Origin of the sequence: Streptomyces sp. NPDC046197 (genome assembly GCF_040646295.1) — a bacterium.
Lineage (GTDB): Bacteria > Actinomycetota > Actinomycetes > Streptomycetales > Streptomycetaceae > Streptomyces.
In genome coordinates this window covers 23,089-44,309 of the sequence record NZ_JBEYZY010000003.1, presented here as the reverse complement: position 1 = coordinate 44,309, position 21,221 = coordinate 23,089, and the positions used below count along the sequence as shown (strand labels likewise).

Annotated in this window: 20 protein-coding genes; 11 read left to right on the top strand and 9 right to left on the bottom strand. The window is 71.7% G+C overall.

Going from position 1 to position 21,221, the window contains the following annotated elements; translation table 11 throughout:
* Positions 1-53: 53 nt before the first annotated feature.
* Positions 54-686, bottom strand: a complete 633-nt coding sequence (locus AB0A61_RS05330; protein WP_361286407.1) for a TetR family transcriptional regulator — start codon at positions 684-686, stop codon at positions 54-56.
* 102 nt (positions 687-788) lie between these two features.
* Between AB0A61_RS05330 and AB0A61_RS05325 the strand changes: the two genes are divergently transcribed.
* The 6 genes from AB0A61_RS05325 (at position 789) to AB0A61_RS05300 (ending at position 6,922) form a co-directional block, all read left to right on the top strand.
* A complete protein-coding gene (locus AB0A61_RS05325) occupies positions 789-1,586 on the top strand; it encodes an acetoacetate decarboxylase family protein (RefSeq protein WP_361286404.1) in 798 nt (265 codons plus the stop codon).
* Complete coding sequence (locus AB0A61_RS05320; RefSeq protein ID WP_361286402.1) at positions 1,586-2,470, top strand: SDR family NAD(P)-dependent oxidoreductase; 885 nt, start codon at positions 1,586-1,588, stop codon at positions 2,468-2,470. The genes AB0A61_RS05325 and AB0A61_RS05320 overlap by 1 nt, the downstream gene beginning before the upstream one ends.
* 9 nt (positions 2,471-2,479) lie before the next feature.
* The gene (locus AB0A61_RS05315; RefSeq protein ID WP_361286399.1) at positions 2,480-3,763 is read left to right on the top strand and encodes an amidohydrolase family protein; all 1,284 of its coding nucleotides are present in this window, start codon (positions 2,480-2,482) and stop codon (positions 3,761-3,763) included.
* Entirely contained in the window at positions 3,760-5,004 is a 1,245-nt protein-coding gene (locus AB0A61_RS05310) for an amidohydrolase family protein (protein WP_361286396.1), read from the top strand. The genes AB0A61_RS05315 and AB0A61_RS05310 overlap by 4 nt, the downstream gene beginning before the upstream one ends.
* Positions 5,005-5,030: 26 nt before the next feature.
* Positions 5,031-5,741, top strand: coding sequence for a VIT family protein (locus tag AB0A61_RS05305; protein WP_361286393.1), 711 nt, complete (start codon positions 5,031-5,033; stop codon positions 5,739-5,741).
* 134 nt (positions 5,742-5,875) lie between these two features.
* Positions 5,876-6,922 carry a zinc-dependent alcohol dehydrogenase family protein gene (locus tag AB0A61_RS05300; RefSeq protein WP_361286390.1) on the top strand — a complete coding sequence of 349 codons (1,047 nt, stop codon included), beginning with the start codon at positions 5,876-5,878 and terminating at the stop codon, positions 6,920-6,922.
* 20 nt (positions 6,923-6,942) lie between these two features.
* Here AB0A61_RS05300 and AB0A61_RS05295 read toward each other — a convergent pair whose 3' ends face one another.
* From AB0A61_RS05295 to AB0A61_RS05285, 3 genes are all read right to left on the bottom strand, one after another.
* Positions 6,943-7,953 (bottom strand): CopD family protein, encoded by a 1,011-nt coding sequence (locus tag AB0A61_RS05295; protein ID WP_361286387.1) that lies wholly within the window; start codon positions 7,951-7,953, stop codon positions 6,943-6,945.
* A gap of 100 nt (positions 7,954-8,053) precedes the next feature.
* Positions 8,054-9,442 (bottom strand): CoA transferase, encoded by a 1,389-nt coding sequence (locus AB0A61_RS05290; protein ID WP_361286384.1) that lies wholly within the window; start codon positions 9,440-9,442, stop codon positions 8,054-8,056.
* A gap of 90 nt (positions 9,443-9,532) precedes the next feature.
* Positions 9,533-11,068 carry a S8 family serine peptidase gene (locus AB0A61_RS05285; RefSeq protein WP_361286381.1) on the bottom strand — a complete coding sequence of 512 codons (1,536 nt, stop codon included), beginning with the start codon at positions 11,066-11,068 and terminating at the stop codon, positions 9,533-9,535.
* Positions 11,069-11,330: 262 nt separating this feature from the next.
* Between AB0A61_RS05285 and AB0A61_RS05280 the strand changes: the two genes are divergently transcribed.
* The 3 genes from AB0A61_RS05280 to moaA all read left to right on the top strand — a co-directional run bounded on the left by AB0A61_RS05280 (position 11,331) and on the right by moaA (position 14,496).
* The gene (locus AB0A61_RS05280; RefSeq protein WP_361286378.1) at positions 11,331-11,687 is read left to right on the top strand and encodes a DUF485 domain-containing protein; all 357 of its coding nucleotides are present in this window, start codon (positions 11,331-11,333) and stop codon (positions 11,685-11,687) included.
* Positions 11,684-13,327: a cation acetate symporter gene (locus AB0A61_RS05275; RefSeq protein WP_361286375.1), complete on the top strand. Its 1,644-nt coding sequence runs from the start codon at positions 11,684-11,686 to the stop codon at positions 13,325-13,327. The genes AB0A61_RS05280 and AB0A61_RS05275 overlap by 4 nt, the downstream gene beginning before the upstream one ends.
* Positions 13,328-13,506: 179 nt before the next feature.
* Complete coding sequence (moaA, locus tag AB0A61_RS05270; protein WP_361286372.1) at positions 13,507-14,496, top strand: GTP 3',8-cyclase MoaA; 990 nt, start codon at positions 13,507-13,509, stop codon at positions 14,494-14,496.
* Between the two features lie 17 nt (positions 14,497-14,513).
* On the opposite strand, the gene AB0A61_RS05265 is transcribed toward moaA, so the two are convergent.
* On the bottom strand, positions 14,514-14,732 hold the full coding sequence (locus AB0A61_RS05265; protein WP_361286370.1) for a hypothetical protein: 219 nt from the start codon (positions 14,730-14,732) through the stop codon (positions 14,514-14,516).
* 233 nt (positions 14,733-14,965) lie between these two features.
* On the bottom strand, positions 14,966-15,367 hold the full coding sequence (locus AB0A61_RS05260) for a DUF3099 domain-containing protein (protein WP_361286367.1): 402 nt from the start codon (positions 15,365-15,367) through the stop codon (positions 14,966-14,968).
* A 288-nt stretch (positions 15,368-15,655) separates the two neighbouring features.
* Here AB0A61_RS05260 and AB0A61_RS05255 point away from each other — a divergent pair, with 288 nt between their 5' ends.
* The gene (locus AB0A61_RS05255) at positions 15,656-15,937 is read left to right on the top strand and encodes a GlsB/YeaQ/YmgE family stress response membrane protein (RefSeq protein ID WP_361286364.1); all 282 of its coding nucleotides are present in this window, start codon (positions 15,656-15,658) and stop codon (positions 15,935-15,937) included.
* An 83-nt stretch (positions 15,938-16,020) separates the two neighbouring features.
* Here the strand turns inward: AB0A61_RS05255 and tyrS are convergent, their stop codons facing one another.
* The 3 genes from tyrS to AB0A61_RS05240 are packed head-to-tail and all read right to left on the bottom strand — an operon-like array spanning position 16,021 to position 20,261.
* Positions 16,021-17,289 carry a tyrosine--tRNA ligase gene (gene tyrS / locus AB0A61_RS05250; protein ID WP_361286362.1) on the bottom strand — a complete coding sequence of 423 codons (1,269 nt, stop codon included), beginning with the start codon at positions 17,287-17,289 and terminating at the stop codon, positions 16,021-16,023.
* 57 nt (positions 17,290-17,346) lie between these two features.
* Complete coding sequence (locus AB0A61_RS05245) at positions 17,347-18,741, bottom strand: TldD/PmbA family protein (RefSeq protein ID WP_361286359.1); 1,395 nt, start codon at positions 18,739-18,741, stop codon at positions 17,347-17,349.
* Positions 18,738-20,261 carry a TldD/PmbA family protein gene (locus AB0A61_RS05240; RefSeq protein ID WP_361286356.1) on the bottom strand — a complete coding sequence of 508 codons (1,524 nt, stop codon included), beginning with the start codon at positions 20,259-20,261 and terminating at the stop codon, positions 18,738-18,740. Before AB0A61_RS05240 ends, AB0A61_RS05245 begins: the two co-directional genes overlap by 4 nt.
* Before the next feature lie 253 nt (positions 20,262-20,514).
* On the opposite strand from AB0A61_RS05240, the gene fabG reads away from it, so the two are divergent.
* Positions 20,515-21,219, top strand: a complete 705-nt coding sequence (fabG, locus tag AB0A61_RS05235; protein WP_361286353.1) for a 3-oxoacyl-[acyl-carrier-protein] reductase — start codon at positions 20,515-20,517, stop codon at positions 21,217-21,219.
* Positions 21,220-21,221 lie beyond the last annotated feature (2 nt).

The window sequence follows — 21,221 nt, the reverse complement described above, 5'->3', positions numbered from 1 at the left end:
CAGTCCCGCACGCACACGTGACGCCCAAGAAGCAGCAAAAGGAAGGAAGTGGGTCATTCTCCCGTTCCGGGCGGCGCCAGCAGGGATCGCACCAACGCCCGTACGGAGCTGACGAACAGCCGCTCCGCGTCCACCGGACGAGCCAGCGCGCGAGCCAGCGCCGGGTCGTCCCCGGCGGCCGCGGCACTCCACAACTCGCCCTCGCCGGGGCGCTGCGCGGGGGCGCGCTCGCGGTTGCGTTCCACCAGGACGTGGCCGACGACATGGAACTGCACGGCCCGGAGGAGCTCGGCGGCCCGCACCCCGCGCAGTCCCGCCGCGTGCGCCTCGCGCACCAGCGCCTGCTGGGCGGGCAGGAACATCCGCTCGGTCAGGCCGCGTTCGTGGACCATCGCCACCAGGTGCGGCCGGTCGCGCAGCTGCCGGCGCAGGCAGCGGGCGACGGAGACCACCCGCTGCTCCGGCGTGCGCCCCCTCGGAAGTATCTCGCCCAGATCGGCCACGGTCCGCTCCACGAGCGCGTCCAGCAGGGCCTCGCGGCCCCCGACGTGCCAGTAGATGGACGTGACGGCGGTCCCCAGCTCGGCGGCGAGCTTGCGCATCGTCAGCGCGCGCGGACCCTGGCGCCGCACCAGCTCCGCGGCGGCCGTCAGGACCTCCTCCCGGGTCAGCGCGCTTCTGGCCATGCTCCCTCCAAGTGCCGTACGTGCACGGGTATTTACCCTTCGCGCCGTCTGCTGTAACTGTGTTACAGGTGACGGCCCATCAGAAGAAGGGCGGTACGGCACATGGCACGCGTACGCTACGGAGCCCTCGGCGAGGCGGAGATCGTCGCCGCGCGCACCGCGAGCTCGCACCTTCCCGACATCTGGTCCACCGGGGTGGTGGCTCTGTGGGAGACCGACCCGGACGCGGTCGCCGCGGTGCTGCCGCCCCCGCTCAAGCCCACCGGGCGGCCCCTGGTCCGGGTGAACGTCAGCACGGTCGACCTGCCGGGTTACCCCCTGGGCGCGGGCTCGTTCGCGGTCGCCGCCGCCCATGGCGACGTCGACGGCTGGTACCCGCTCGTCATGCCGATGACCCACGAACGCGCTCTCACCGGCGGACGTGAGGTCTTCGGGGAGCCGAAGAAACTCGGCGAGGTGACCGTCGAGCGCGACGGCTCCGCCGTACGCGCGGCACTGGCCCGGCACGGGATCGTCTTCGTCGAAGTGCGCGGGGCGGTCACCGGCGAGCTGCCGCTGCCGGAGCCCACCCGGAAGACCGACTTCTACTTCAAGTTCCTTCCCGCGGTGGACGGCTCCGGCTTCGACGCCGGCCCGGTGCTGGTGCACTGCGTGCGCCACGAGAAGGTGCGGCGCCTGGAACGGGTCACCGGCGAGGTCGTCCTGCGCGAGTCGGTGTACGACCCGGTCGCCGACCTCCCGGTCCGCCGCCTCCTCGGCATCACCGTCGGCGAGAAGACCAGCGACCAGCGCGGCCGGGTCGTCGAACGCGTGGACCCGCAGTCCCTGCTGCCCTACGTCCACCAGCGCTACGACGACCCGCGGCAGATCCACGACGGACCGCCCGAGGGGAGCGCGTGATGGAGCTGTGCGGTGGACAGGTGGCCGTCGTCACCGGCGCGGCCGGCGGCATAGGGCTGGCGATGGCCCGGCGGTTCGCGGCCGAGGGCCTGAAGGTGGTGCTCGCCGACGTCGAGGAGGCCGCCCTGGACAAGGCCGCGGCGGACCTGAGCGCCGAGGGCGCCGACGTGCACGCGCGCGTGGTGGACGTCGGCGAACGGGACCAGGTCCGCGACCTCGCCGAGTCGGCCTACGAGCGGTACGGCGCCGTCCACGTCCTGTGCAACAACGCCGGGGTCGGCTCCGGCGCCGAGGGCCGCATGTGGGAGCACGAACCCAGCGACTGGGCCTGGGCCTTCGCCGTCAACGTGTGGGGCGTCTTCCACGGCATCCAGGCCTTCCTGCCGCGCATGCTCGCCTCCGGCGAACCCGGCCATGTGGTCAACACCTCCTCCTCCGACGGCGGGATCGCCCCGCTGCCCACCGCGTCCGTGTACGCCGTCACCAAGGCGGCCGTCGTGACGATGACCGAGTCCCTGTACGCCCACCTGAAGGCGGAGCACGCGCGCGTGGGCGCCTCGGTGCTCTTCCCCGGGCCGCACATGCTGCGGACCGGCTTGTGGGAGTCGCACCGCAACCGCCCCGCCCGGTACGCCAAGCAGCGGCCCCGCAGGACCCCGTACCGCAGCCTGGACCAGTGGGAGGCCGCGATGCGGGCGGCGGGCAGGGAGGCCCGCTTCACGCCGGTCGAGGAGGTCGCGGACCTCGTCGTGGACGGCGTACGGGCCGGACGCTTCTGGCTGCTGCCACCGAGCGAGCACAGCGACGCACAGATCAGCGCGCGGGCGCAGTCGATGCTGGACCGCGCGAACCCTTCGTACCTCGAAACCTTCGTTCTGGACTGAGGGATCGTCGTGACCGACCAGGACCCCTATCTGATCATCTCCTCCGACTGCCACGCCGGACTCCCCACCGAGGAGTACCGGCCCTACCTGGACTCACGCTTCCACCGGGACTTCGACGAGTTCCTCGCGGGCCGCGACCGGCGCCGTGAGGAGATGACACGACTCGGCGTCCGCAACGAGGCGTTCGCGAGCAAGTGGTTCCAGGACAACGAGGAGGGCCTGCGCGGTGGCTGGGACAGCGCACAGCGTCTGAAGGAGCTCGACGGCGACGGAGTGGCCGCCGAGGTGGTCTTCCCGGACGCCGACGCCGTCGACAGCCGGACCGCCGCACCCTTCGGCGTCGGCCTCGGGCTGTCCGGCGACCAGGATCCGGACCTCGGCATGGCGGGCGCCCAGGCGCACAACCGGTGGCTCGCGGACTTCGTCTCGGAGCATCCCGAGCGGCACTGCGGGGTGGCCCTGCTGCCCGTCACGGCCGAGCCCGGCAAGGTGGTCGCAGAAGTGCACCGGGCCAGGGAGTCCGGCCTCGGCGCGCTGATGATCCCCGCCATGTGGGCCGACCGGGAGCCCTACCACCACCGCCGCTACGACGCCGTGTGGGCGGCGGCCGCGGAGTGCGGGATGCCGGTGGTGACGCACTCGGGAGCGGCACCGCGCCACGAGTACGGCGACCACCTGGGCATCTACGTCTCCGAGGTGACCTGGTGGCCCGCCCGGCCCCTGTGGTTCCTGCTGTGGTCCGGAGTCCTCGAACGCCATCCGGGCCTGCGCTTCGGCGTGGCGGAGTCGGGCTGCTGGTGGCTGCCGAACCTGCTGTGGTTCATGGACCGCCTCTACCTCGGCGCGCACGGCGGCAAGAAGCTCTCCCCCTTCCAGGAGCTGAAGCGCCCGCCGCACGAGTACCTCGACCGCCAGCTGTTCGTCTGCGCGACCAACACCAAACGCCGCGAACTCGCCCAGCGTTACGAGATCGGCGTCGACAACATCCTCTGGGGCAGCGACTTCCCGCACCCCGAGGGCACCTGGCCCGACACACGCGCATGGCTGCGGCGCACCTTCCACGACATCCCGGTGGCGGAGACCCGCCGCATGCTGGGCCTGGCCGCCGCCGAGGTGTTCGGCTTCGACATCGGCGAACTGGCCCCGCTGGCCCGCCGTATCGGACCCACCCCGGCCGACCTCGGCCAGCCGGACGACCAACGGGCCGTCGAGGCCTCCTGGGCCCGCTCGCGCGAGGCGGGCCGCCACTGGCTGAAGGACGAGGACTTCCCGGTGCTGGGGGTGGACCGATGAACACGCCGGACAGCACGCACGACCGCTACACGGTCGTCTCCGCGGACTGCCACGCGGGAGCCGACCTGCTGGACTACCGGCCCTACCTGGAGCGGCGGTTCCACGACGAGTTCGACGCGTGGGCGGCGACGTACGTCAACCCCTACGAGGACCTGCTCGCCGACACCGCCGACCGCAACTGGAACTCCGGGCGCCGGCTGGCGGAGCTGGAGGAGGACGGGATCGTCGCGGAGGTGGTCTTCCCGAACACCATCCCGCCGTTCTTCCCCTCCGGCTCCCTGATGGCCCCGGCCCCGACCGCGGCGGAGTTCGAGCGCCGCTGGGCGGGCCTGCGGGCCCACAACCGCTGGCTGGCCGACTTCTGCGCGGCGGCACCCGGCCGCCGGGCGGGCGTCTTCCAGATCCTCCTGAACGACGTCGACGAGGCCGTGAAGGAGATCAGGTGGGCGGTGCGGGCAGGGCTGAAGGGAGGCCTGCTGCTGCCCGGCACCCCGCCGGGTTCGGGTCTGCCGGAGCTGTACTCCACGACCTACGACCCGATCTGGGCGGTCTGCGAGGAGCTGGACGTCCCCGTCAACCACCACGCCGGCTCGGCCTCGCCACCGCTCGGCGACGAACCGGCCGCGCGGGCCGTGTTCATGGTCGAGACGACCTGGTTCTCCCACCGCGCGCTGTGGCACCTGGTCTTCGGCGGAGCCTTCCGCCGCCACCCGGGCCTGAAACTGGTGCTGACCGAGCAGGGCTCGGGCTGGGTCCCGGGCGTGCTCGACATGCTGGACTACTACCACGGCCGCCTGCTCGCCACGGCGACGGACGCGGCCACGGCGGAGGCGAAGTTCGGCGCGGGCCTGGCGGACCGCATGGGCAGGGCGCCCTCCGAGGTGTGGCGGGACAACTGCTACGTCGGCGCGAGCTTCATGCGCCCGCACGAGGTGCCGCTGCGGGACCGCATCGGGCTCGACCGGATCATGTGGGGCAGCGACTACCCGCACGACGAGGGCACCCACCCCTACTCCCGGGAAGGCCTGAGGTACGCGTACGCGGGTGTGCCGAGGGAGGAGGTCGCGGCGATGGTCGGCGGCAACGCGGCCCGCGTCTACGGCTTCGACCTGGACGCGCTGGACGCGATCGCGGCGAAGGCCGGCCCGACGGTGCGGGAACTGGCGCAGCCGCTGACCGAACCGCCGGCGGACGCTACGAGTCCGGTGTTCGCGCGGGGAGCGTCGGTACGGGTCTGGTGACGGCCCGGGTGCCTATCCTCCGTCCTGTGACGGAACCCACGCACGACGAGGCGCACAGCGGCGCGCTCGGCTCCCGCCTCAACTGGCTGCGGGCCGCCGTTCTGGGCGCGAACGACGGCATCGTCTCCACCGCGGGCCTCGTGGTCGGCGTGGCCGGCGCGACCGACTCGCGCTCGGCCCTGCTGACCGCCGGGCTGGCCGGTCTGCTCGCCGGGTCGATGTCGATGGCGGCGGGCGAGTACGTGTCGGTGTCGACCCAGCGCGACTCGGAGCGGGCGGCGCTGTCCCTGGAGAAACGGGAGCTGCGCGAGCAGCCGCAGGCCGAGCTGGAGGAACTGACGCAGTTGCTGGCGGAGCGCGGCCTGACGCGCGAGCTGGCCAGGGAGGCGGCCGAACAGCTCACGGCCCGCGACGCCCTGAAGGCGCACGCGCGCGTGGAGCTCGGCATCGACCCCGACGAGCTGACGAACCCCTGGCACGCGGCCTGGGCCAGCTTCCTGGCCTTCACCGTGGGCGCCCTGCTCCCCCTCCTCGCCATCGTCCTGCCGCCCCCGTCCTGGCGGCTGGCCGTCACCGTCCTGTCCGTCCTGGGCGCCCTCGTCCTCACCGGCTGGAGCAGCGCCCGCCTGGGCGCGGCGAAGCCGGGCCGAGCGGTACTGCGCAACGTCGCCGGCGGGGCGCTGGCGATGGGGGTCACTTATGTGGCGGGGGTGTTGCTGGGGGCTGCTGGGGCCTAGGCGTACTGACCTGGGTCTCCCGGAGGCGAGTTCCGGCCTTGCGAGCGGCTCGCGCGAGCGACGGCGTACCGTGGAGTGCGCTCGATCACCCCTTGGGCATTCCTCCGACGCCGAGACCGAGAAGGATCCTCGCCATGCGCGCCACGACCATCCACGCCCCCTACGACATACGGGTCGAGGAGGTGCCCGAGCCGGTGGTGCAACTGCCCACCGACGCCGTCGTGCGCGTGCTGCGCGCCTGCATCTGCGGCAGCGACCTCTGGGCGTACCGCGGTGTGTCGGCGCGGCAGCCGGGGCAGCGGATCGGGCACGAGTTCCTCGGCGTGGTCGAGGAGACCGGCGCCGAGGTGAGCACCGTCAGGCGCGGTGATCTCGTCGTCGCCCCCTTCGTATGGTCCGACGGCGTCTGCGACTACTGCCGCGAGGGGCTGACCACCTCCTGCGAGCACGGCGGCTTCTGGGGTTCGGGCGGCTCCGACGGCGGCCAGGGCGAGGCCGTACGGGTGCCCTTCGCCGACGGCACCCTCGTCCAGCTGCCCAAGGACGCCGCGTCCGACGACCACCTGCTCGCGGCGCTGCTGACCCTGTCCGACGTGCTCGGCACCGGCCACCACGCGGCCCTCGGCGCGGGTGCCCGCCCCGGCGCCACCGTCGCCGTCGTCGGCGACGGGGCCGTGGGGCTGTGCGCGGTGCTCGCCGCCAAGCGGCTGGGCGCGGAGCGCATCATCGCCCTCGGCCGCCACCAGGTCCGCACCGACATAGCGCGCGGTTTCGGCGCCAGCGACGTCGTGGCCGAGCGCGGGGACGCGGCCGTGGAGGCGGTCCGTGAGCTCACCCGCGGCCAGGGCGCACACGCCGTCGTCGAGGCGGTCGGCACCGAGCAGTCGATGCGTACGGCGGTCGGCATCGCCCGGGACGGCGGCGCCATCGGTTTCGTCGGTGTGCCGCACGGCAGCGGCACCGGCCTGGACCTCGATGTCATGTTCGACCGGAACATCGCGCTGCGCGGCGGTGTCGCGCCGGTCCGCACCTACATACCGCAGCTGCTGCCCGACATCCTCGCCGGGACGATCGACCCGTCGCCGGTCTTCGACATGACGGTCGGCCTGGAGGGCGTGCCCGACGGCTACAAGGCCATGGACGAGCGCCTCGCGCTCAAGGTGCTCGTCAGCAACGGCTGAGCGGAGCCGGGCAGGGCTCCTCAGGACCAGCGGATCGGGAGCGGCAGCGCGGTCAGCAGCCCCGACACCACGACCACCACACCGAGGGCGAGGACTTCCGCACGCGCGGGGGTGCACGCGGTCAGCGGGTCGGGCGCCCGGCTGAGCCGGATCCGGGCCCAGAGGGCGAGCAGGGCGACGGCGGCCACGAGGATCACCTTGGCGAGCAGGGTGCGCCCGTAGGCCGTCGTCGTCAGCTGGTGCAGCACCGTGTCCGTGGGCATCCGGCGCAGGGTGCTGCACACGCCGGTGGCGGTCACCCCGGCGAACAGAACGGCCGCCACGCGCGCGTAGTGGCCGAGGAGGGCGGCACCCGCCTCGGTGCCCCGCCACGTCCGCAGCGTGCGCAGTCCGTGCAGCAGCCCGCCCGTCCACAGGGCTGCGCAGGTCAGATGCGCGATGGTCAGCGCGGAGCCGACCAGCGGGCTGTGCTCGGTGGTGGGGTGGGCGCGCAGGGCCTCCGCCACCATCACCGCCGTCACCGGCCAGATCTGTGTCGCGGGGCGGCGCGACACCGCGCACAGGCCGGCCACGAGGAACGCGTTCACCTCGAGCAGGGCGAGCGAGCCGTCCCGGGTCCGGTAGAGGCCGCCCACGTCGATCTGTCCGAGGCTGTGCGGGACCAGGTCGCCGGTGGCCACCACGGAGGCGAGGCCCAGGGCGGCGAGGAAACCGACGGCGGCCGCGGTCGGGGACCAACTGCGCGGCATCCGCTCGGGCGCTCCAGGGATGCGCCGGGCGAGCCGGTTCGCGAAGAGTTCGCCGACCGGAACGCATATCGCGGCGAACAGCACCGTACGCAGCAGGGCTATGCCACCGGCACCGGGGGCGGCGGCCTCCCCGGTGCCGTGGAGCGCGGCGGACGGTCCGAGCAGCGGGATCAGCGCGGCGAGCGTCACCAGGGCGAGGACGGCGGTGGCGCGGACCGTCGCCGCCCGGCGGCCCGGCCCTCCCGCGCCGGCCGCCTTGCTGGGCGGTCGTATCAGCGTCACCCAAGGATCTTCACCAGCTGCTGCGAAAGGGGGCAAGTGGGCGCAAGCAACTGGGGGAACGGCATTCCGCCCGACGGGATTTCGATGTGCCCCGGGACGCTCACGCCCACTGGGCCGGGTCCGTCCCCCAGGGCCCCGGAGGCCGCGCCCAGCCGACCGGCCCACCGGCGAAGCCGACGGGCGGCAGGGCGTGGCGCAGCTTCCCGATCCGGCTGTCGGTCTCCCCGAGCCAGGGATCCGGCCGGTCGTACGGAGCACCTTCGACTGTGCCCGCCCCCGCGCCGCCCGCGCCCCGGCTCATGAGCCACGCCGCCGTCCGTGCCAGCGCCAGCCGTACGACCCGGCTGCCGCCCTCCTGCGACTGCTCGGTCAGCGCCCGCAGCACCGCCGCCGCGAGCAGATAGCCGGTGCCGTGGTCCAGGGCCTGCGCGGGCAGCGCACCGGGCCGCTCGGCCGATCCCTCGGTCGCCGCGATGCCGGTGGCGACCTGCACCAGGCTGTCGAACCCCCGGCGGCCTGCCCACGGCCCGTACGCACCCCACGCCGACAACTGCGCGACGACGAGGCCGGGCCGGCGCTCGGCCAGCGCCTCGGGGCCGAGACCGAAACGGTCCAGGGCGCCGGGCCGGTATCCGGTGACGACGACGTCCGCCGCGGCGAGCAGGTCCTCGAAGGTCCGCCGGTCCGCCCCGAGATCCAGGGTCGCCGACCGCTTGCCGAAGCCCGTGTCCGCGTGCTGGTCGGCCAGTTCGGGCAGCCCCGGTGCGTCCACCCGCAGCACGTCCGCGCCCAGCAGGGCGAGCGTACGGGTGGCGACCGGGCCCGCGATGACCCGGGTCAGGTCGAGCACGCGCAGTCCGGCGGCGGGCAGCAGGGGAGCGCCCTCGGCCGGCGGGAGCACGCGGGTGCGTGTCGCGTCCAGCCGCTCCCGCTCGACCAGTGGCCGCGCGGCCACCGCGGCGCCCTGCGGGTGCGCGGCCCACTCCTCGGGGGTGCGCAGCGCGACGGCCAGGCCCCCTGCCGCGTACACGGCCTCCTCGACCTCCAGCGCCCGCCGCCCGGCCAGCGCGGATTCCACGGCCGACTCCGCCGGGGCCCGGCCCTCGGCCGGATTCAGCGCGGCCAGCAACCGCTCCCGGTGGTGTGGGTAGTTGGCGTGCGTGCGCACCCAGCCGTCCGCCGTCCGCCACCACCGTGACAGCGGGGCGAAGGCGACCGGCGCCCGCCCGTCGATCAGCAGATGCCGTTCACTGACGAACGCGGTGGCCACGGCGCCGTCGTCCACGCGGACCGCGGGCACCTCGGCGAGTCCCGCCCGCCGTGCCCCCAGCTCCGCGGCGGCCAGCGCGCACACCCCCGTACAGGCCCGCGCCAACTCGCGCACGGGAAGCCGTGCTTCGAGCGCTCCCCGCCGCACGAGGGTGGACACCCGGGAGAGCAGGGCGGGATCGCCGCCCAGCGCCGTCCATGCGAACTCGATGTCGGTCATGGCGGCACTATGCCGGGTGGACGGAATCAACATGGACGGAAGGGGGCCGGGCGGCGACAGCCCGCCCGGCCCCTCTCGGCGTGGAGTCGTTCAGGAGGACGGGCCGACCGCGCGCAGCGCGTTGACGATCCCGAATCCGTAGAAGCCGTTGACACGCTTGCCGCCCACGCAGGTCGCGTCCACGACCCCGTCGCCGTCCCCGTCATAGGGGGCGGTCGGGCAGCCCGGGTTGTCCGCCTGCGCCTTGAGCAGCGCCTGCAACTGGGCCGGGGTGGCGTGCGGGTGGGCGGACTTCAGCAGGGCGGCCACGCCGGCCACGTGCGGGGTGGCCATCGAGGTGCCCTGCAGGAAGCCGTACTGGTTGTTCGGCAGCGTGGACAGGATGCGGCCGTTCTTCGACGGCGTGTCCGGGATCTGGTACTTGTCGCCACCCGGTCCGGCGACGTCGATGACGCCCTCGCCGTAGCTGGAGTAGTACGACTTGGCCCCCTTGACGCCGACCGCGCTGACCGTGACGACGCCCGGCAACTGGGTCGGCACGTCGAAGCACTTGTGCGGGTCGACCGTGCGGTTCACGGGCGTGGAGTCGTCGGGGCTGGAGGCGTCGGTCAGGGTCCTGGCGTCGAGGTCGTCGTTGGAGTTGCCGGCCGCGGCGACGCTCAGGGTGCCCCGGCTCTGGGCGTACAGCTGGGCCCGGTTGACCGCGTCGACGATGGCCCGCTGGTCGGGGTCGTCCAGGCAGTTGTACAGCCACGGGTCCACGTAGTAGCTGTTGTTGGTGATCTGCACGCCGTGGTCGGCGGCGAACACGAAGGCACAGACGACGCTTTCGGGGTAGAAGAGCTGGCTCGCGTCCGGCTGGGCGACGGTGATGCCGGCGACCTTCACGCCGGGCGCCACGCCCGCGACCCCGATGCCGTTGCGGGCCGCGGCTATCTCGCCCGCCACATGGGTGCCGTGGTAGTGGCCGGCGTCCACCGGCCGCCAGGAACCGTACGTGGTGTCCGCCTTGCCGCTGACACAGTTCGCGGACTGGGACGGGGAGAAGTTCGGGGCGATGTCCGGGTGCGTGTCGTCCACGCCGGTGTCGATGACGGCGACGGTGACGTTCCTGCTGCCCGGGTTGATCTTCGCTGCCTGGTCGGCGCCGATCGCCCGCAGGTCCCACTGGTCGGCCTCGAGGGGCTCGCTGTCGCCGGCCGAGGCCTTCTCGGCCTTCGCGGCCTCCGCCTTGGACAGGTACTGCACCGCGCCCTCGTCCGTCGTCCCGGCCGCGGTCACCGGAGTGGTGCGCGTGGCACCCGCCGACTGGACCCCGCGCACCGCGCGCATCTGCCGGGCGAAGTCGGGGTTCGAGGAGTGGACGACGATGACGCCGATCCTGTCGTATGCGACCACGACGGTTCCGCCCGCCGCGGTGATCGCCTTCTGCACCGACTCGATCGTGCGACGGTCCGGCTTGGCGTTGACGACGTACGCCAGGGTGGGCGCGTCCGCCGCCTGCGTCGCGGCCGGGGCGCCGGGTGCCGCCGATGCCGCCGTCGGGAGGAAGCCGAGCGAGGCGGTCAGCGACAGCACGACCGGCACGGCGAGGGCGAGCCGGCGTCTGGAACGCAGATGAGCCATGGGATCTCCACATCATCCGGGTACAGCACGGCCCGGGACACGGGTGGTCCTCGGGCAGGTACATGACGGGTGGTGCAGGGCGAAAGCTATCTGCCCGAATCACCGGCCAGCAATGACTTGGCAATGACTCGCCAGGACGACTTGCGAAAGAACTCATAGGACTTGAACCGGTCCTCGCGTGGCGCCGTGGACCTCGGACAGGGAGCACGAGCACGATCGAGCCCCCTGTCGCAACCGCATCCGCCAACGCCGAGGAGACTCCGTGGCCACCGAGACACCGCCCCCCTCGAAAACCCAGGTCAGGCTCCCCTCCACCGAGGAGTTCGCAGCGGCGCAGGGGAGCCCGGAGTTCGATGAACTGCGCCGCTCCTACCGCTCCTTCGCCTTCCCGCTGACGGTCGCCTTCATCGCCTGGTACCTGCTGTACGTCCTGCTGTCGAACTACGCGGGCGACTTCATGGGCACCAAGCTCGTCGGCAACGTCAACGTCGCCCTGGTGCTGGGTCTCGCCCAGTTCCTCACCACGTTCCTCATCGCCTGGTGGTACGCGCGGCACGCCGCGGCCAAGCTCGACCCCAAGGCGGAGGCCATCAAGTCCCGGATGGAGGGCGGAGCATGAGCCCCGCGATCACCCCCGCGATCAACCCCACGCTCACGCTCGCGGCCGGCGAGGCGAGCCGGCACCGGCCGCTGATCATCACCCTGTTCGCGGTGTTCGTCGCCGCGACCCTCGTCATCACCGTCTGGGCCGGCCGGCAGACCAAGGACGCCGCCGACTTCTACGCCGGCGGCCGCCAGTTCACCGGATTCCAGAACGGGCTCGCCGTCTCCGGCGACTACATGTCCGCCGCGTCCTTCCTCGGCATCGCCGGCGCCATCGCCCTGTTCGGGTACGACGGCTTCCTGTACTCCATCGGTTTCCTGGTCGCCTGGCTGGTCGCCCTGCTCCTGGTCGCCGAGCCGCTGCGCAACTCCGGCCGGTACACCATGGGTGACGTGCTGGCGTACCGCATGCGCCAGCGCCCGGTCCGTACGGCGGCGGGCACGTCCACGATCGTCGTGTCGATCTTCTACCTGCTGGCACAGATGGCGGGCGCGGGCGTCCTGGTGTCCCTGCTCCTCGGCATCACGAGCGACGGCGGCAGGATCGGCATCGTGGCGCTGGTCGGCGTCCTGATGATCGTCTACGTGACCATCGGCGGCATGAAGGGCACCACATGGGTGCAGATGGTCAAGGCCGTCCTGCTCATCGTGGGCGCCCTGCTGCTGACCTTCCTGGTCCTGCTGAAGTTCCACTTCAACGTCTCCGACCTGCTCGGCTCGGCCGCCGACAACAGCGGCAAGGGCGCCGCCTTCCTGGAGCCCGGCCTCAAGTACGGCGCCACCGGCACCACCAAGCTGGACTTCATCTCGCTCGGCATCGCCCTGGTGCTCGGCACCGCGGGACTGCCGCACATCCTGATCCGCTTCTACACGGTGCCCACCGCAAAGGCCGCCCGTAAGTCGGTGATCTGGGCGATCGGCCTGATCGGTGCCTTCTACCTGATGACCCTCGCCCTCGGCTTCGGCGCCGCCGCGCTGATCAAGCCGGACGAGATCATCGCCTCCAACAAGGCGGGCAACACGGCGGCTCCGCTGCTCGCGCTGCACCTGGGCGGGGTGGACTCCAACTGGGGCGCCATCCTGCTCGCCACCATCTCCGCGGTCGCCTTCGCCACGATCCTCGCGGTCGTCGCGGGCCTGACGCTCGCCTCGTCCTCGTCCTTCGCCCACGACATCTACGCCAACGTCATCAAGAAGGGCACCGCCACCGAGAAGCAGGAGGTGAACGCGGCCCGCTGGGCGACCGTCGGCATCGGCGCGGTCTCGATCCTGCTCGGTGCCCTGGCCCGTGACCTGAACGTCGCCGGCCTGGTGGCGCTCGCCTTCGCGGTCGCCGCCTCCGCCAACCTGCCGACGATCCTCTACAGCCTCTTCTGGAAGCGGTTCACCACCACGGGAGCGCTGTGGTCGATCTACGGCGGCCTGGTCACGGCGGTCGGCCTGGTGCTGTTCTCGCCGGTGGTCTCCGGCAAGCCGACGTCGATGTTCACCTCCGTCGACTTCCACTGGTTCCCGCTGGAGAACCCGGGCATCATCTCGATCCCGGTCGGCTTCCTGCTCGGCATCGCCGGCACGCTGCTGTCGAAGGAGGAGCCGGACACCGGCAAGTACGCGGAACTGGAGGTACGGTCACTGACGGGCACCGGGGCGCACTGAGACCTTCGTACGGGCGGCCGCGTCGTGAAGACCGTCGTGCGGATCCCCGTGGGGATCGTAGGCACCTACGACGCGGCCGCGTCCTACCTCGTGGGATCGGGTGCTGTCGATGTCACTGCGGTCACGTAGGCTCGCAGGTGACGGAAAACTAGCGATCGGCGACGAGGGAGGGGGCCCACGTGCTCATCGACACCTACGGCCGGGTGGCCACCGATCTGAGGGTCTCGCTGACCGACCGGTGCAACCTGCGCTGCACCTACTGCATGCCCGAGGAAGGCCTGCAGTGGCTGGCCAAGCCCGACCTGCTCACGGACGACGAGATCGTCCGCCTGATCGACATCGCGGTCACCTCCCTGGGCATCAAGGAGATCCGGTTCACGGGCGGGGAGCCCCTGCTGCGCCCCGGCCTGGTCGGCATCGTCGAACGCGTCGCCGCCCTGGACCCGCGTCCCGAGATGTCCCTCACCACCAACGGCATCGGCCTCAAGCGCACGGCGAAGGCACTGAAGGCGGCGGGCCTGGACCGGATCAACGTCTCCCTGGACACCCTCCGCCCCGAGGTCTTCAAGGCCCTCAGCCGCAGGGACCGGCACAAGGACGTGATGGAGGGCCTCGGTGCCGCCCGCGAGGCCGGACTGACCCCGGTCAAGGTGAACACGGTCCTGATGCCGGGGCTGAACGACGACGAGGCCCCCGACCTGCTGGCCTGGGCCGTGGAGCACGACTACCAGCTCCGCTTCATCGAGCAGATGCCCCTGGACCCCCAGCACGGCTGGAAGCGCGAGGGCATGGTGACGGCCGCCGACATCCTCGCCTCCCTGCGCACCCGCTTCGAGCTGACCCCGGAGGGGGCCGGGGAACGCGGCTCGGCGCCGGCCGAGCGCTGGATCGTCGACGGCGGGCCGCACCGCGTCGGCGTCATCGCCTCCGTCACCCGGCCGTTCTGCGCGGCCTGCGACCGCACCCGCCTGACGGCCGACGGTCAGATACGCACCTGCCTGTTCGCCACCGAGGAGACCGACCTGCGCGCCGCCCTGCGCTCCGGTGCCCCCGACGAGGAGATCGCGCGCATCTGGCGCCTGACGATGTGGGGCAAGAAGGCGGGCGCGGGCCTGGACGACCCGTCCTTCGTCCAGCCGGAACGGCCGATGTCGGCGATCGGCGGGTGAGCGCCCCCGGCCGGCCCTCACGCGCCTTCCGGCGCCTCCCACTCCGCGAGCAGGACCACGTCCTTCAGGAACCCCCGCACGCCCAGGAACTGCGACAGATGCTCCCGGTGCTCCTCGCACGCGAGCCACGTCTTGCGCCGCTGAGGGGTGTGGATCTTCGGGTTGTTCCAGGCCAGCACCCACACGGCGGCGGCACGACAGCCCTTGGCGGAGCAGATCGGCGTCTCGTCACTCACAGCTTCGTCTCACCAGCGCAGTAAACCCGGTAAACAAGGCGACGCCGAGCAGCCACGGGGGGAGCTGCCCGGCGTCGGTCCGTCGCTCCGACGGGGGATGCGGAGCGCGTAGGCAGTATGTCACGGGTAACCCGTCGCCCGGCACTGGAACAACATGATTGATCTGAGCTTTTCTTGAGCTTGGCGCGGGTCCGTCTTCCGCTTACCGTCCTGCGCCGGGCCGGTGGTCGCGCTCACGCACCGCCGCGCGGTTCACTTCCCGCGCCCGCCGGGGGATCCGACACCACATCCTCCGGAGAGGACTGCGCGGAGCCGTCGTCCGCCTGCGGCGGCGGTGAGATCATCGTCCGCATCGGCGTCGTCACGAACGTCGAGGGGAGCGACGGCGCCCGCTCGCGGCCCGCGTTCGCAATGACCACGGCGATGTAGGGCAGCGTCAGCCCCAGCACCAACGCCACGATCGCCACGTACCGTTCGACGTTCCAGAGCGACACCGCGAGGATCACCGACACCGTACGGATCGACATCGAGATGACGTACCGGCGCTGCCGGGCCCGCACGTCCTCCTGGAGCCCCGTCCGGGCTCCGGTGATCCGGAACACCTGGACGCCGCCGTCGCCATGCTGCTTCCGCATCACAATCCACCATCCGCCCGCATCGGACTCGCCCGGCCCGCGCCGGGTCGGTAACCGGTCGGGAACACCGGCCCGCACTGCCTCCACGGTACGCCGCGGGCGGGCCGCCTTCGAGACCGGGGCCCGTGGCCTGCCTGCACGAACGGCCCGCGCATGCTCCGGGTGGGCGACCTGCGCGCGCTCGCGGCGTTCCGCGCCCCTGCCGTCCGGCACCACCGACATGCGTCGCACGGCCGACCGGCCGACACTGGGCGTAATGCTCACGTCGAGCCGGACGAGGAGGCAGCCATGGGCTGGTTGTGGGCGATCATCGTGGGATTCGTGCTGGGCCTGATCGCGAAGGCGGTCATCCCGGGCAAGCAGCACAGCCCACTCTGGCTGACCACCATCTTCGGCATGCTCGGCGCCATCGCCGGCAATGCGATCGCCCGCGCGTTCGGTGTCGCCGAGACCCGCGGCATCGACTGGACCCGGCACCTCTTCCAGCTCGTGGCCGCGATCATCATCGTCGCCGTCGGCGACATGGCGTACATGGCGTTGTGGGGCGACAAGAAGAGGCAGCAGGCCTGAGCGCGCGTTGGACGCGCGCAGGAGACGTGCTCAGGAGAAGGGGGGCGGTCCGCGCAGGGCCGCCCCCCTTCTCACATGCTGATTCAGCTACCCGTGACCTCGACCGCCGCCAGGTTCTTCTTGCCCCGGCGCAGCACCAGCCAGCGGTCGTGCAGCAGGTCCTCCTTGGCGGGGACGGCGTCCTCGGAGGTGACCTTGGCGTTGTTCACGTAGGCACCGCCCTCCTTGACCGTCCGGCGCGCGGCCGACTTGCTGGCCACCAGGCCCACCTCGGCGAACAGGTCGACCACCGGGCCGAGCTCGGCGACCTGGATGTTCGGCACTTCGGACAGGGCCGCGGCCAGCGTCCTGCCGTCGAGCTCCGCCAGCTCGCCCTGGCCGAACAGGGCCCTGGACGCGGCGATTACGGCGGCCGTCTGGTCGGCGCCGTGCACCAGCGTCGTCAGCTCCTCGGCCAGCGCGCGCTGCGCGGCCCGGGCCTGCGGACGCTCCTGGGTCTGCTGCTCCAGCTCCTCGATCTCCGCACGGGACCGGAAACTGAAGATGCGCAGGAACTTGGAAACGTCCCGGTCATCGGCGTTCAGCCAGAACTGGTAGAAGGCGTACGGCGTGGTCAGCTCCGGGTCGAGCCAGACCGTGCCGGACTCCGTCTTGCCGAACTTGGTCCCGTCCGCCTTGGTGATCAGCGGCGTGGCCAGCGCGTGCACCGCGGTGTGCGGCTCGACCTTGTGGATCAGGTCGGCGCCCGCCGTGAGGTTGCCCCACTGGTCGCTGCCGCCCGTCTGCAGCGTGCAGCCGTGCCTCCGGTACAGCTCCAGGAAGTCCATGCCCTGCAGGATCTGGTAGCTGAACTCGGTGTAGCTGATGCCCGCGTCGGAGTGCAGCCGCCGGGCGACGGCCTCCTTCGAGATCATCTTGTTGACCCGGAAGTGCTTGCCGATGTCCCTCAGGAAGTCGATGGCCGACAGACCCTGGGTCCAGTCCAGGTTGTTGACCATGGTCGCGGCGTACGGCCCCTCGAAGTCCAGGAACCTCTCGATCTGGCCGCGCAGCCGCGCCACCCAGCCGGCCACCACCGCGGGGTCGTTGAGCGTGCGCTCGGCAGTCGGCTTCGGGTCGCCGATGAGACCCGTCGCGCCCCCGACCAGGCCCAGCGGACGGTTGCCCGCCTGCTGGATCCGGCGCATGGTCAGGATCTGCACGAGGTTGCCGAGGTGCAGACTGGGCGCGGTCGGGTCGAAGCCGCAATAGAACGTGACGGGACCGTCCGCGAACGCCTTGCGCAGTGCGTCCTCGTCGGTGGAGAGGGCGATGAGCCCCCGCCACTTCAGCTCGTCGACGATGTCCGTCACGGTTCTCGTGTCTCCTCGGTGATCACTGGGGCAGTCGGGTGACAGCCGACTACGAGGTTATACGCCCTGACTGACAGAGCTCATGTTGAAATCCGGAACCCGCAGGGCGGGCATCGCGGACCTGGTGAAGTAGTCGCTCCACTCCCTGGGCAGCGTCTTCTCGCTGCGCCCGGCCTCCACGGCCCGGCCCAGCAGGTCCACCGGCGACTCGTTGAACCTGAAGTTGTTGACCTCCCCGGTCACCTCCCCGTTCTCGACGAGATAGACGCCGTCCCGGGTCAGGCCCGTCAGCAGCAGCGTCGCCGGGTCGACCTCGCGGATGTACCACAGGCAGGTCAGCAGCAGCCCGCGCTCGGTGCCGGCGACCATCTCCTGCAGGGAGCGGTCCGAGCCGCCGTCCAGGATCAGGTTCCCGATCGCCGGGGCCACCGGCAGCCCGGTCAGGCCGGCGCTGTGCCGGGTGGTCGTCAGGTGCTTCAGCTTGCCGCCGCCGATCCACTCGGTGGCGTGCGTGGGCAGCCCGTTGTCGAACACCGACTGGTCCCCGTCGGAGGAGTGGGCGACCACGAAGGGGGAGCACTCCAGGCCGGGCTCGTTCGGGTCGCTGCGCAGGGTCAGCGGCAGCTCGCTCAGCTTGTCGCCCACGCGTGTGCCGCCGCCCGGCTTGGAGAACACCGTCCGCCCCTCGGCCGCGTCCCGGCCCGAGGACGACCAGAACTGGTAGATCACCAGATCCGCGACCGCGGTCGGCGGCAGCAGCGTCTCGTAGCGCCCCGCGGGCAGCTCGACGCGCCGCTCGGCCCAGCCCAGCCGTACGGCCAGCTCCGCGTCCAGCGCCGCCGGGTCGACGTCCTTGAAGTCCCGAGTGGACCGCCCCGCCCACGCCGAGCGGGTCCGGTCCGGCGACTTGGCGTTCAGCTCCAGGGAGCCGTGGGGCTGGTCGTGGCGAAGACGCAGCCCGGTCGACGTGCCGAGGTAGGTCGACACCGACTCGTGGTTGGCGAAGCCGTACAGCTCCCGGCCACCCGCCCGCGCGCGGGTGAACGACTCGCCGAGCGCCGGAGCGAAGTCCGCGAACACCGCCGACGAGGTCTCGGCCGGCGGGTCGGTGAAGTCGGGCGACTGCGGCACGTCCGTGACCAGCGGCTGGGCGTCCTCGGCGGGACCGGCCCCGCGCGCGGCGGCCTCGGCGGCCCGCACCAGGGGCTCCAGCTCGTCCGCGGTCACCGCGGACCTCGACACGACGCCCGAGGCCGTCCCCTGCCTGCCGTCGACAGTGGCGACGACGGTGAGCGTGCGCCCGCGCGTGACGCCGTTCGTGGTCAGCGCGTTGCCCGCCCAGCGCAGGTTGGCCGTGGAGTGCTCGTCGGCGATCACGACACAGCCGTCGGCCCGGGACAGTTCGAGGGCGCGCTCCACGACCTCGTGCGGCTTGTTCGTACGCGGGCTCATCGACCGGCCTCCTGGGTCGTGTTCAGGATGTTGACTCCCTTGAAAAGGGCTGAGGGGCAGCCGTGCGAGACGGCCGCGATCTGGCCCGGCTGGGCCTTTCCGCAGTTGAAAGCCCCTCCTAGGACGTAGGTCTGGGGGCCTCCGACAGCTTCCATGGAGCCCCAGAACTGGGGGGTGACCCCCTGATATGCAAAGTCCTTGACCTGCCCCTCAAGGCGGCCGTTCCGGATCATGTATGCCCTCTGACCCGTAAACTGGAAGTTGTAGCGCTGCATGTCGATGGACCAGGACCGGTCCCCGACGACGTAGATGCCCCGGTCGACGCCTCCGATCAGGTCCTCCGTCGACATTCCGGCCGGATCCGGCCGGAGCGACACGTTCGCCATGCGCTGCACCGGCACATGGTCGGGGGAGTCGGCGAAGGCGCATCCGTTGGACCGGTCGAAGCCCGTGAGCTTCGCGATGCGCCGGTCCAGCTGGTAGCCGACCAGCGTGCCGTCCTTCACCAGGTCCCAGGACTGCGCCTCGACCCCCTCGTCGTCGTAGCCCACGGTCGCCAGGCCGTGCTCGGCGGTGCGGTCGCCCGTGACGTTCATCAGCTCGGAGCCGTACTTCAGCTTGCCGAGCCGGTCGAAGGTGGCGAAGGAGGTGCCGGCGTACGCGGCCTCGTAGCCGAGGGCCCGGTCCAGCTCGGTGGCGTGACCGATGGACTCGTGGATCGTCAGCCACAGGTTGGACGGGTCGACCACCAGGTCGTACAGGCCCGGCTCGACGCTCGGCGCCCGCATCTTGCCGGCGAGCAGCTCCGGGATCTGCGCCAGCTCGTCCTCCCAGTCCCAGCCGGTGCCCGTGAGGTACTCCCAGCCGCGCCCGACGGGCGGTGCGAGGGTGCGCATCGAGTCGAACTCGCCGCTGGACTCGTCCACCGACACCGCGGTCAGCTGTGGATGCAGCCGCACCCGCTGCTGGGTGGTCACGGTCCCGGCGGTGTCGGCGTAGAACTTGTTCTCGTGCACGGTAAGCAGCGAGGCGTCGACGTGGTTGACGCCGTCGGCCGCGAGCAGCCGGGCACTCCAGTCCGCGAGCAGCGCGGACTTCTCCTCGTCGGGCACGGTGAAGGGATCGATCTCGTACGAGGAGACCCATGTCCTGTCGTCGTGCACGGGCTCCCCGGCGAGTTCCACCCTCTCCTGCGACCCGGCCGCCTTGATCACCTGGGCGGACAGCTTCGCCATGGCCACGGCCTGCGAGGCGACCTTCGCCGCGGCGTCGAGCGTCAGGTCCACACCGGACGCGAAGCCCCAGGTACCGCCGTGCACGACCCGTACCGCGTATCCGAGGTCGGTGGTGTCCGACGAGCCGGCGGGCTTGGCGTCCCTGAACCGCCAGGACGCGCTGCGCACCCGCTCGAACCGGAAGTCGGCGTGCTCGGCGCCGAGGGCACGGGCGCGGGCGAGGGCGGCGTCGGCCAGCGCCCGCAGCGGAAGGGCCGTGAAGGCTTCGTCGATGGAATGAGGCACCGAGGTCTCTCCCTGTTGTCGTGACCCGTGGTCGCTCCGATCATGTCGCGCGGGCCGGGACGGGGCCACACCTTTCCGGCCCCAGTCCACTGTTTTCTGTAGGGACTCGACAGTGAGTCCCCCATGCCACTGTCGGTGCCCGATTGTCCGCGGGCGCGGCCGGACCGATAGGTTTTCGGTGAAGCCGCCTGTCATCCACTGTGGTCGGGCGGGTTGTCGGACCGCTTCAGACCGCTATCGAAAGGGTGATCCGTTGAGCCGCTCGGTTCTCGTCACCGGAGGCAACCGGGGCATTGGCCTCGCCATCGCCCGCGCGTTCGCCGACGCCGGCGACAAGGTCGCGATCACGTACCGCTCGGGCGAGCCGCCGGCCGGCTTCCTCGCCGTCAAGTGCGACATCACCGACCCCGAGCAGGTGGAGCAGGCCTACAAGGAGATCGAGGCCCAGCACGGCCCGGTCGAGGTGCTCGTCGCCAACGCCGGCGTCACCCGGGACCAGCTTCTGATGCGCATGACCGAGGAGGACTTCACCTCCGTCATCGACACCAACCTCACCGGCACCTTCCGCGTCGTCAAGCGCGCCAACCGCGGCATGCTGCGCGCCAAGAAGGGCCGTGTCGTCCTGATCTCCTCGGTCGTCGGTCTGCTCGGTTCGGCGGGGCAGGCCAACTACGCCGCCTCCAAGGCCGCCCTGGTCGGCTTCGCGCGCTCCCTCGCCCGTGAGCTGGGCTCGCGCAACATCACCTTCAACGTCGTCGCCCCCGGCTTCGTCGACACCGACATGACCCGGGCGCTCAACGAGGAGCAGCGCGAGAGCATCATGACGCAGGTGCCGCTCGGCCGTTACGCGCAGCCGGAGGAGATCGCCGCGACGGTGCGGTTCCTCGCTTCGGACGACGCCTCGTACATCACTGGAGCCGTCATTCCCGTTGACGGCGGACTGGGAATGGGTCACTGATC